Source organism: Spirosoma sp., from assembly GCF_026391055.1.
Classification (GTDB): Bacteria; Bacteroidota; Bacteroidia; order Cytophagales; family Spirosomataceae; genus Spirosoma.
In genome coordinates, this window is record NZ_JAPLET010000022.1 from 376,018 (window position 1) to 387,769 (window position 11,752).

Annotated in this window: 6 protein-coding genes; 2 read left to right on the plus strand and 4 right to left on the minus strand. The window is 49.1% G+C overall.

Features of this window, described 5'->3' with window-relative positions:
• Positions 1-82: 82 nt before the first annotated feature.
• Positions 83-3,340 (minus strand): SusC/RagA family TonB-linked outer membrane protein, encoded by a 3,258-nt coding sequence (locus tag NT073_RS16720; protein WP_297375628.1) that lies wholly within the window; start codon positions 3,338-3,340, stop codon positions 83-85.
• A gap of 498 nt (positions 3,341-3,838) precedes the next feature.
• The gene (locus NT073_RS16725) at positions 3,839-4,585 is read right to left on the minus strand and encodes a hypothetical protein (RefSeq protein ID WP_297375630.1); all 747 of its coding nucleotides are present in this window, start codon (positions 4,583-4,585) and stop codon (positions 3,839-3,841) included.
• A gap of 163 nt (positions 4,586-4,748) precedes the next feature.
• Here NT073_RS16725 and NT073_RS16730 point away from each other — a divergent pair, with 163 nt between their 5' ends.
• Entirely contained in the window at positions 4,749-7,805 is a 3,057-nt protein-coding gene (locus tag NT073_RS16730) for an amidohydrolase family protein (RefSeq protein ID WP_297375632.1), read from the plus strand.
• Between the two features lie 23 nt (positions 7,806-7,828).
• Positions 7,829-9,130, plus strand: a complete 1,302-nt coding sequence (locus NT073_RS16735; protein WP_297375634.1) for an amidohydrolase family protein — start codon at positions 7,829-7,831, stop codon at positions 9,128-9,130.
• 82 nt (positions 9,131-9,212) lie between these two features.
• On the opposite strand, the gene NT073_RS16740 is transcribed toward NT073_RS16735, so the two are convergent.
• Both NT073_RS16740 and NT073_RS16745 read right to left on the minus strand, forming a co-directional pair.
• Positions 9,213-10,247 (minus strand): vWA domain-containing protein, encoded by a 1,035-nt coding sequence (locus NT073_RS16740; protein WP_297375636.1) that lies wholly within the window; start codon positions 10,245-10,247, stop codon positions 9,213-9,215.
• Positions 10,248-10,280: 33 nt separating this feature from the next.
• Positions 10,281-11,672 carry an OmpA family protein gene (locus tag NT073_RS16745; RefSeq protein ID WP_297375638.1) on the minus strand — a complete coding sequence of 464 codons (1,392 nt, stop codon included), beginning with the start codon at positions 11,670-11,672 and terminating at the stop codon, positions 10,281-10,283.
• Positions 11,673-11,752: the final 80 nt, after the last annotated feature.

An 11,752-nucleotide genomic window follows, 5' to 3' on the forward strand; every position in this document is an offset into this window, starting at 1 on the left:
TGAGTTGTAAGTAATAAGTGACTTAGCCATAGTCGTTTGCATCGAAATGCGAATCGTACACTACACCGTATGACGTCAGTAATTAAAAGCCGATATTCAGACCCACCTGGTACGATTTAATGTTAGGCAGGGTACTGTGGTCGACACCACGATCGAATGAAGAGTTCGACGTACCCGAGCTAATTTCGGGGTCATAGCCCGTGTATTTCGTGAACGTTAGCAGGTTACGCCCCGTAAACACAATCTGTGCTCTGTTGAAGTAGGGCAACTGAACCACTTTCGCCAGATCGAAGGCCAGTGAAATGTTGCGTAGGCGGACAAACGAGGCATCTTCTACAAAAAAATCTTTCGTTGCGTTGTTACCCGCCCCCCGAGTGCTTCCCCATAAGCCATAATACGCACCGGCATAGTAGGCCGTAAACGCCCCCGTTTTGCCGTCTATGGTTATCGGATTGCTAAAATCACCATGAATACCATCTCTGTACATCCACTCTTTCGTCTGGTTGTATAGGTGACTGCCATACACCCAGTCGAACTGGACGTTCAGAGTCAGGTAGTTTTTGAAACTCAAGCCGTTGATGAACGACGCGTTGAATTTCGGGTTCGGATTCATCAGTGGATACGTTTCGTTGGTGAACTGCGGCTGATAGGTTGTCTTATCAACAACGTAGTTACCAACCATGGTGTAATTGGCTCGATTGGCATCGGTTATATACTTAACCCCCTCCTGGTTGGTGAAGTCCATACTGGTCAGGGTCTTGTAACCGTATACCTGACCGATTGGCTGCCCGGCCGTCAACACCAGCGCCGTACTGCCGGCGTTTGAGGTCAGGATGATATCGGCACCACCCGAAATGGCATCAATTTTAGAAATCTGATGGCCAAAGTTGGTTGTGAAATCCCACTTCAACCCCTTCGAATTATAAACGGGCAGGGTTAATGAAAACTGGACTCCATTTGATGACATGTCGATGGCGTTCGTCAACTGTCCCGTTGAGCCCAGCGATGGCGGTACACTAACTGTATAGATCACGTTTTCGCTGGAGCGTTTCCAGTAAGTAAACGACCCCGAAAGCGAGTTCAGCCACGACCGACCGGCATTCCCACCAAGGGTGAAATCGGTCCCCACTTCAAACTCCTTCGATACTTCTACCTTTAAATTCGGATTCTGGGTGGTTGTTGGAACGGTATATATCAGACCCGTGCCCAGGTTGCGCTGGCTCAGGACGGGGTAGCGGTCAAACGCTCCCGGCTGAATACCCGCTTCGCCGTAGGCTGCCCGTAGCTTGAAATAAGGTAGCGTATTGGACAAGCCGCTGTTCTTGAAAAACGTTAACGGGGCTACGTGCGCATCAAAGTGCGGGAATGTGAACGGCGTAGACCCGCCCCCGAATGCCGATGACCAGTCGCTCCGAAAACCGGCCGTAATGCCACCATAGTCGCCAAAATCTACTTTCTGATTCACCAGATAACCATAGGTGATAAAGGGCGTAACAATATCGAACGCCACCGCCTGTGAGGACGTTGCCGCAACGTTGTAAGGTGGGGCCGTACTCAGGCTTAAGCCATAGGTGTCGTACCGGTTTGACTTGTTCTTACGGTAATCGAACGAAATCTGGGTGCTGGTTTGAATAGGCAGCTTGGAGTGAAAATCGTCCTGAAAATCCGTTCGGATAAAGGCTGTACCCAGAAAGTTTTGAAAGGTATTGTTGTACTGAAAATTGTCAATTTCGCCCTTGTTGTCCGGAGCGTAGTTGCTCGACCACGACTGATAATACTCCGAACTGGTATTTTGAGATTGGTTAAAGTACGTCCAGCGGGCGGTCTCGTTTCGGTAGTTGATGCCGTATTTGGCGTCGAGTTCAAGGTATTTATTGACCTTATAATTGGCATTGAAATTCTGAAGAACGTCAATCTTGTTATTGATGGCGTCCGTATACGTTGCCTGATAATAGGGATTACCGGCATTAATGCTCAGAAAGTCAGCTGTTGGGTACACCGGATAGGTACCGTCGGCCAGTTTGCGGGTCAGGTCGAAGAAGGGGGATGTATTCAGGAACGAGTAGACCGAACCCACCAGCCCATTGCCGCCGTTCAGAGGGCCATAGCTGGCCCCCAGTCCTGGTTTAAGGGTATTTTTGGTATAAACCAACTGAGTCGTTGACCGAATAGTAAACCCTCTGAAGAGTTCGGTGCCGATGTTGGCCGACAGGTTACTACGGTCAATATAGCCGTTTTCCTTCGTCAAGATCGGCGAGGTCGTATGATTGTTTGCGGCTGCAATGTTAAAATCACTTTTTTCCGACGCTCCCGACATATTGATCGTATTGTTAGTCGTGCTGCCGGTTTGAAACACCTGCTTAAAGTGATCGTAATAATTCAGGTTGGCATTGTATGGCTTGTCAGCTACGTTCCGGATATCCTGAATGGCGTAGCGGGTTGCCCCACCATACTGATAGGAAATGCCCTCGATCGCGCCGTATTGCGTGTAATCAAGTATATTCCCCTGTGTATCGACAATATTATTATTGGCATCGGTCAAATAGGGATGCAGTTGGGCTTTGTGTACGTTGCCTGTGTTCAGAAATTCATTTGCCGAATAACTGGTTGAGAAATTGATCGCCGTACGCCCTTTTTTACCTTTCTTGGTAAAGACCTGAATAACACCGTTGGCCCCCTGGGCGCCGTAAATGGAGGCTGAGGCCGCGCCTTGGACTACCTCTACCCGGTCAACATTGCTAAGATCAAGCGAGTTAATGTCGGTAGAGGCTATCTGAACGCCATCGACCATGATGAGGGGTTTAGTTCCGCCCTGTACGCTGTTGATACCGCGCAGGAGAATATTGACCGGATCGCCGGGGTTTCCGCTTGTAGAGGATATCTGGGCACCGGGAATTTTACCGACCAATGCCTGATCGATGGATGCGGTAGGGGTCTGGGGCAGGTCTTTAGCCGATACACTTTCGACCGCAATACCTAGCTTGGCTTTACTGGTAGCTACCCCGCTACCCGTAACAACCACTTCGGTCAGTAAGCGGGAGTCGGATACCATACTGACGTTTAGCTCTGACTGATTGCCGACCAGTATTTCCTGCGTAGCTACACCAACAAAGCTGAAGACAAGCGTAGTGCCCTTGGTAGACTGTACCGAAATGTCGAAAATGCCCCCCGCATCCGTTGACGTGCCCTTTGTTGTTCCTTTCAGGACTACCGAAACGCCGGGTAGTGGAGAGCCGTCTTCGGCTGATGTTACTTTGCCAATAATTCGCCGATCCTGCGCCCGGGCAGCCATGCTGAGTGCACATATCAAGAGCAGACCCAGACATATAAAGTTTCTCATAAATGATTAGTGTTAGGTTAAAGAAAGAGTACCTCTTCCGCCTAAAACTAATCAGCTACTAGCTTATAAAAAATAATCTGTGATTGATGATTATATCAGTCTCTTATTTTGATATTATTAGTAATAGCGGAATAATATTTTGAATAAGTAAAATTATATTATCTATTTGGTGTGTGAATTAATTCGTTTTTAATTGCCGGAATTACTATAAATACAGGAGAGTAATTATAGGTGATGTATAGAATAGAACTAAGTATTTGTTATTAAGTATTTACCGAATTGCTGACTGATTAATACTTAAAATCGGCTCTGGTTGCCAAATAATTGCCCGTTGGATAATTATTTAGGTTCTATTTGAAAAAAGATGCTCATTGGAGGAGAAAACGCTTAAAACGGAGCGTACCCGTTTTGTCTTTTAGCATAGCATGGATAAAGGCGGGTCGGCCGGTAAAGCCGAAACCACTGCAGACCGCCTTATGCCGAACTGACTAAACCCGTCTACAACGTGTTGTAATAAGCGAACGTAGCAAAAAGCCCTTCTCTGGTTTTTAAATCAGGCTTTTTGTCCTTAAGAAATGTATCCATCTGTTCTTTCTTGTCGGCCATAAGTTCAAGGACGGTCTTCTTGCCCGGCGAAAACTTAACCGTCTGCCTGCCACGGGCCACGTACCAATCCATCTTTTTGATGAGTTGATCATCTTTGCTGCCTACATTCATGGCTACGTTATAATTTCCTTTCTGAATATGAACGGATGGGTGAAGCAGCAGACCTAATTTTCCTGCTACGATCTGTTCAAAAAAGCCGGTAAGCGACTGGCCTTCGGATTGAAATTCCTGCACGTTGATAAACCGACTGACCGACCCATAGGCGTTGTTCATGTCAACGTAACGAACGGCACTTACCTTGACGGCTTTGATACTGGTTGCATTTGCCCTTACATCGACTTCATTGGCCAGTAAATCGAGCCGGACCGGTACACCGGCAAGGGAGTCGGTTGTCAGGGACATGCCTACTTTATTGTAAAATTTTACATTGCCTGCTTGCCAGGTTGTATCCAGATAAGGGGTACCCAGTAATGTACCTGCGGGACCTTTAATCGAAAAAAGAGTAGCGTTATTATTGATATTCAGATTGGCAAAGTTGATCCGATCTCGGGTGGTCTGGTTCATGTACTCGGCTTGCTCCTGCGCGAGAAGCGGCAGGGTAGAAGCCAACAGGCTCAGGAGGATAAAAATGGAGCGCATAATAAATGGATGATCTTTTTGGCTAAAATACAGTTTTTTCGCTTAAAAATACCGCGTATGTGTGGTGTAAGGCAAAATATTATTTGGGCAAAGGGGCAAACGGCACGATTAGTTTCCGTATTTTTGAGAGTTAACCCCAAACATCAGCTAACCAAACAAGTTCATGACAAAACATTTTCTGGCAGCAATTTTTGCGGCTGGTCTGACGTATTCTGCTATAGCTCAGACGACCTTTCCGCGAAATGGTGTCTATGATGAACGACCGGGCATGTATGCCTTTACCAATGCAACCATTGTTGTCGATCCACAAACTACCCTCCAAAACGCCACGCTGCTTATTCGGAATGGGCGCGTTGAGGCCGTGGGTGCGTCGGTAAACATACCCGCCGGAACCGTAACGACCGATTTAAAAGGAAAACGTATCTACCCCGGTCTGATCGACATTGATTCCGATTACGGGATGCCGGAAGTTACCCGTAGTGCCGGTGGTGGCCGTGGTGGTGTACCGCAGTACGAGTCGAACAAGAAAGGTGCCTATTACTGGAATCAGGCTATCCAGCCCGAAAATGAAGCCAGTGTGCTCTTCAAAGCCAACCCCACCAAAGCCGATGAGTTGCGGAAACTGGGTTTTGGCGCCGTGCTCACCCATCCGCACGATGGCATTGCCCGCGGTACAGGATCGCTGGTCGCGCTGGCCGATGATCGGGAAAATACGCTCATGCTGAAGCCCGGTGCAACCGCGCATTACTCGTTCAGCAAGGGAACGTCTGGTCAGCAGTACCCTAACTCCATGATGGGGGTTGTTGCCCTGCTGCGTCAGGCAATGTATGATGCCGATTGGTACAAGCGGTCGGGCAGTAAAGAGCAGGCCAATATGTCGCTCAATGCGTTGACCCGGAATCTGGCGTTACCCGCCATCTTTGAGGCCAATGACAAACTGGGTATTGTTCGCGCCGATAAAATCGGGGATGAATTTGGTATCCAGTACATCATCCGCAGTACGGGCGATGAATACCAGCGGCTCGATGAGGTGAAGGCAACAGGGGCGTCGCTCATTGTTCCCTTGAACTTCCCGCAGCCCTACGATGTGGAAGATGCCTGGGATGCAGACAACGTGTCGCTAGCCGAACTGAAACACTGGGAAATGGCACCCACAAACGCCGGACGACTGGCTGCTGCCAATATTCCGTTTGCGCTGACAACAGCGGGACTTCGGAATAAAGCTGATTTCTGGACAAATCTGCGGAAAGCCATTGAAAATGGTCTGCCCGAACAAAAAGCCCTCGAAGCCCTGACTACCGTACCCGCCAAACTAATCCGCGTCGATGATCTCGTTGGTACGTTACAGAAAGGACGGCTGGCGAACTTCATCATCACCTCAGGTAATCTGTTCAGTACCGATAATATCATCTACGAAAACTGGTTGCAGGGCAAACAGTACATCGTGAACAACAAGGATCTGGTGGACCTACGCGGAACCTGGAATCTAACGGTGGGCTCCCAATCGAACCTCAGGCTAAACATCACCGGTAAATCGGCCGATAAGCCCGAGTATCAGATTCAAGCTGATACCGTTAAGATAACCCCAAAAGTTGCCATTAGTGGCGACCTGATTTCGATGCAGATTCAACTTGATAAGCGCAAACCCGGCACCATTCGCTTAACGGGCTACCGAACCTCGCCAACGAATCTGAAAGGAGACGGCGAATCGCCGGACGGTAAAATGATCACCTGGACGGCGGTAAAAGCTGTAGATAGCCCACGGACGACTTCGGTAACATCGACCTCTACAACCAGCACAACAGCAACTACAGCGGTAAGCAGTATACTTTATCCGTTCGTCGGTATGGGTAATGCCCAGAAGCCCAAAGCCGAAGCGGTACTGATTCGTAATGCAACGGTCTGGACTAACGAAAAGGAGGGGGTTTTGACTAATGCCGATGTGCTGATCACCGATGGCAAAATTTCTAAAGTGGGCAAAAGCTTGACGGCTCCGGCCAATGTCAAGGTGGTTGACGGAACCGGTAAACACCTGACCAACGGCATCATCGACGAACACTCGCACATTGCGTTACTATCCATCAACGAAGGTGGGCAGTCGAGTTCGGCGGAGGTTCGGATGTCGGACGTAATCAATCCGGAAGACATTAATATCTATCGACAACTGGCGGGTGGTGTCACGACCTCGCAACTGCTGCACGGCTCGGCCAACGCCATTGGCGGGCAGTCAGCTATTGTGAAACTGAAGTGGGGCGAATCGCCGGAGAATATGCTCATCAAAGGAGCGGATGGATTTATCAAGTTTGCGCTTGGTGAAAACGTCAAACAGGCCAATTATCCCAATCCCGGTGTACTTACCCGGTTCCCACAATCGCGCATGGGTGTTGAGCAGGTGTTTATGGACCATTTCACCCGCGCCAAAGAATATGCAGCGGGTTGGGCAGCTTACAACAAGCTGAACGCCAAGGAGAAGGCAACGGCGCTCATGCCCCGCCGGGATATTGAACTCGACGCCCTGGCTGAAATTTTGGCCAACAAACGCTTCATTACGTGTCACTCCTATGTGCAGTCGGAAATCAACATGCTGCTCAAAGTAGCGGATTCGCTGCATTTCAAAGTCAACACGTTCACGCACATTCTGGAAGGCTACAAATTGGCCGACAAAATGGCGAAGCACGGCGCAGGCGGCTCGTCTTTTGCCGACTGGTGGGCCTATAAAATGGAAGTACACGATGCCATTCCATACAATGCCGCGCTCATGCATCGGCAGGGCGTTACCGTATCAATCAACTCGGATGATGCCGAAATGGCCCGTCGCCTGAACCAGGAAGCAGCTAAAACGGTCGAATACGGCGGACTGAGTGAAGAAGATGCCTGGAAAATGGTAACCCTCAACCCGGCTAAACTGCTTCACCTGGATGCGAATCTGGGTAGTGTTAAAGCCGGTAAAGACGCCGATCTGGTACTCTGGAACGCAAATCCGCTGGCTATTTACGCTCGTCCTGAAATGACGATGATCGATGGCGCCGTTTATTTCAGCCTTAAGGACGAAGATCAGAAACGCGAGCAGATGCAGGGCGAACGGGCCCGCATTATCCAGAAGATGCTGACGGCTAAAGCCAGCGGTGCATCGACCACCCGTCCCATGCCCCGCCGGGCCCGGATGTGGCATTGCGAAGATGTTGAAGGCGTAATGGCCGAAGGAGAAGAAGGGAAATAAGCTGACGGTTTGAGCAAACAATTATGAAAAAAATCTTAGTTTCTATATTCACGCTGGCCTCGCTCATGAGCTTTGGTCAGAACCCCGCCCCGGCGAAACCGCAGACCAAAACCATTGCCCTCATGGGCGGTACGGTACATGTAGGCACCGGGCAGTTGATTCCCAATGGCATTGTGCTGTTCAGCAACGGGTTGATCACAAACGTGGTTGATGGCACCCTCGTTAAACTGAATCTGACTGATGTTGACGTTGTCGATGTGTCGGGTAAGCACGTGTATCCGGGCATTATCTCACCGGCGTCGACGGTGGGTTTGCAGGAAACCGGTGCTGTTCGGGCCACGGTCGACAAGCAGGAAATCGGCATTTTGAACCCCAACATCCGGGCGTTGATTGCCTACAATACGGACTCGGAAATTATTCCTACCATTCGGAACAACGGCGTTCTGGTAACTCAGGCAATGCCCCAGGGGGGTACTGTTTCGGGGAGTTCGAGTGTCATGATGGCCGACGGTTGGAACTGGGAAGATGCCGCCCTGAAGAAAGATGATGGTATCTGGCTCAACTGGCCGAACTACTTTGCCCGTGATTTCAACTTCGAAGACTTCACAACAGTCGTTAAGAAAAACGATAAGCGCGGACCAGCCATTGATGCTTTGCAGGCAACTTTCGCCGATGCAAAAGCGTATGCTGCCTCGCCGACCCCCGCTGTCATGAACCTGAAGCTGGAGGCCATGCGCGGCTTGTTCTCGGGAAAACTGAACCTGTACATCCGGGCCGATTATGGTAAAGACATCATCGAAGCGGTAACCTTCGCTAAATCGGCGGGTGTTCAGAAAGTGGTAATTGTTGGGGGCGAAGAAGCCAATCGTGTAACTTCATTTTTGAAAGACAACAATGTGCCTGTTATCCTGAGCGGTCTCCACCGATTACCCAACCGCGAAGATGAAGATGTGGATTTACCCTATCGTATGCCGGGTATTTTACAAAAAGCCGGTATTCTGGTTAGCCTGAGTTATGCTGATGAGTGGTGGCGGACACGCAACCTGCCGTTTCTGGCCGGAACAGCGGCCGGTTTTGGCGTTACGGATCGCGAAGAAGCCTTAAAGATGGTGACGTCTAATACGGCCAAGATTCTGGGTATCGATACCCTGGTCGGCACGCTTGAAAAAGGAAAGCAGGCCACCTTGTTCGTATCGGCTGGCGATGCTCTGGACATGCGCACCAACGTGATCGAGCACGTGTTCATTCAGGGCCGGAAAGTAAACCTCGATGACCGGCATAAGCGGCTCTACAAGACGTATAAAGACAAATACGAACAGAAGTAAGGTTCTATTGGTTTTCTCCAGCCAAAACCCCCGTTAACAAAAAAGGATGACTCTTTCGAGTCATCCTTTTTTGATGTTGAACTCACTTTACTTTTAACCAGAAGGGCACTTCAATAACCGTCCCATCGAAGAGAGTTACGTATATGGTTGTTGATATTACCTGACCAGTCGCCCATTTACTACCGGTCCTCGTAACCGACCAGGTGGTGCGGTAAACTTGTCCCTGCCCCTGTAGTAAGTTTCCCAGCGTGCCGAACGTTGAGATTAACTGCCCGGCATCTTTTGCGTAAAAAAAAGCACCACTGGTTTCGTTTGCCATCTGAGCCAGCACGTTAACATTCACATCGGTACTCAGGCCTACCGTGAAAAGGGGAATCTTTTGTTGAATGGCTTTTGTCGTTGCATCCTCCAGTGTATTCGTCGTCACATTGTTTTCGCCATCGGTAAACACGATAACCGCTTTATTTGCTGTTGGACCTTTCTGTGCCGTATACGTAACAGATTGAATGGTTGAGGTATAGAGGGGAGTACCTCCGCTGACATTTAGTGCCAGTGTATCCAGTGATTTCTTCATCTGTTCCGTCTTGTTGGTAAACCCGCTGTGCACTTTTACTACGCTGGTATAGCTAGAGGTGAAGCTCGTTAAACCTGTATAATCATCCGTACCAAGGTTGTTCAAAAAGATTTTGCTGGCTTCGATCCGCAGGTTAAATGGATCGGTTGTGCTGATACTCCCGGTTTGGTCGAGTAGTAACATGGCCGAATAGCCGCCCGGTTTAGACGTCAGGTTAGACGTTGACACATCAATGAGTTCATACAAATTCGTGACGGTATTGATGATCTTAAAGTTAGACGGTTGCAGGCCGGTGATGAGTCGCCCATTTTTGTCAACAACGAATACATCTACCGAAAAAGTAAGCTTTTCGAGACCGGTAGAACTGGTTGAAAGACTGGCTGTTGCTGCCGCCGAGGGCTTGGCATTCAGGCTCGCGACGGGTAGGTCAATGATTCGCCGACAACTGCTGATAGCTATACCGATTATACAAACAAGCAGGATGGAAAACCGCTGTGGTGAACCAGGCGGTAAACAAGTACGGAGGTGTAAATTATATTTCATGTAAAGTTGACGCGGGACGCTTTTTTGTCTGAACTATTGATTTTGTGGCCGGTAGCCGATGCCTATGCGAAGTCCGAAAAAATGCAATGGCTGCGTAACACCAGCAAACGCCTTGTTGGGGATTAAATAGTACTGAGCGGCTACATCTATCAATAAGCTTTGCCGTCGGATCTCATAACCTACTGAACCGCCAACAGTACCTAAGAATGATTTGAAGACTTGTTTATTAACACCGTATGGGTGAGTTTCTGAGTTTTGGCTCGTCAGTGTTAGTTGTTGACCACCCACCATCGGTTGGATATAAACCGCCGATTTGGCGTAAAGACGAACACCGATCTGAGTCGAAAACCGACCTAAAACCTGATCATTGGTGAACATAACTACCTCTTTCTCATTGAGATATCGCCTGCGGACAGTCCATGTGGAGTAGCCAATCTGTGCCGTTAAGCCAATGCGTGGTCTCAGGTAATACGTGTAGAACAGCCCTCCGCCAAAGCCCTGAAGAACGCCCGGCCCTATGTTCGGATCAACCCAATCTCCTGATAGGGTCTGAAAGGTATATAACCCCTCAGCATAAGCCGTAATGCTGTACCTCTTTGGTGATGCTGGTTGTGATCGCACCGGCTCACTGGGCGTATAGGTCTGAGTAAGTGGCACAGGCGATGAAACAGGAGCCTGAACCGAAGCTTGCGTCTGACTTGGGGCAGAACGAGGCCGTTCTGGCCGTTGGGAAGGTATGTAAGGGGCTGCATAAAGGATAGCTATGCCTTTTACTGCGCTACACCTAAATTCAATCCCGTGTTTAGGGGTAAGTTTTCCACCAGCGGATTCTGCTTTTCCCTGCGTAGTAATGGTTATATTACCAGGCGGTATACCCCTCGAATGCAGAAAAGTACGTAATGCGTTAGCCCGATTCTTGGCGTTAAGCTGATTAGAAGCCGCAGCGCCAACCGAATCCCAATAGAGCGTAATCGTAAACGAAAGTTCGGGGTGGGCTCTGAACGTAGTAGCCCAGGCGGCTAATTTAGTTCTCGATTCGGGCGTTAACCGACTGCCCTTACCCGTTTGGGGAGATGTAAATGACAGATCGTACCGTACGGTTTTCGATTGTAGCAGCATGGCATAATCCGTGAAATAGATAGCCTCCATAAATTCACCCGGGGTAAGGCTCGAAAACTGATTCCGGTCTACTTCTGGAATCACCAGAACCCGCAGCGAATCATCATTGTAGCGAAACTCCTGAACAAGCCCTGTAGCAATAGAGTCGGGCTGATTGGTAAAGCGGTTCAGAAAACGGATAAGGTGACTGGAGGCTGAGGTGATTTTTCCGGGGATTTTGTCGTTTTCTTTCGTTATGATCCTGTCCTGAGCAAAGCCCACGGTACTACCGGTAAGACATAAGAATAGGTAAATGTACACACGCATAGAGTTACGGATATATGGTATTTGTCGATCAGTCAGACCTGTTCAGACACGCCTGGCGTTACAAAGTTCTGTAGCTAATC

Bases quoted from the DNA above. Each gene is read 5' to 3' on its own strand.
- NT073_RS16720 (WP_297375628.1), bottom strand. From the start codon at position 3,340: ATGAGAAACTTTATATGTCTGGGTCTGCTCTTGATATGTGCACTCAGC.
- NT073_RS16725 (WP_297375630.1), bottom strand. From the start codon at position 4,585: ATGCGCTCCATTTTTATCCTCCTGAGCCTGTTGGCTTCTACCCTGCCG.
- NT073_RS16730 (WP_297375632.1), top strand. From the start codon at position 4,749: ATGACAAAACATTTTCTGGCAGCAATTTTTGCGGCTGGTCTGACGTAT.
- NT073_RS16735 (WP_297375634.1), top strand. From the start codon at position 7,829: ATGAAAAAAATCTTAGTTTCTATATTCACGCTGGCCTCGCTCATGAGC.
- NT073_RS16740 (WP_297375636.1), bottom strand. From the start codon at position 10,247: ATGAAATATAATTTACACCTCCGTACTTGTTTACCGCCTGGTTCACCA.
- NT073_RS16745 (WP_297375638.1), bottom strand. From the start codon at position 11,672: ATGCGTGTGTACATTTACCTATTCTTATGTCTTACCGGTAGTACCGTG.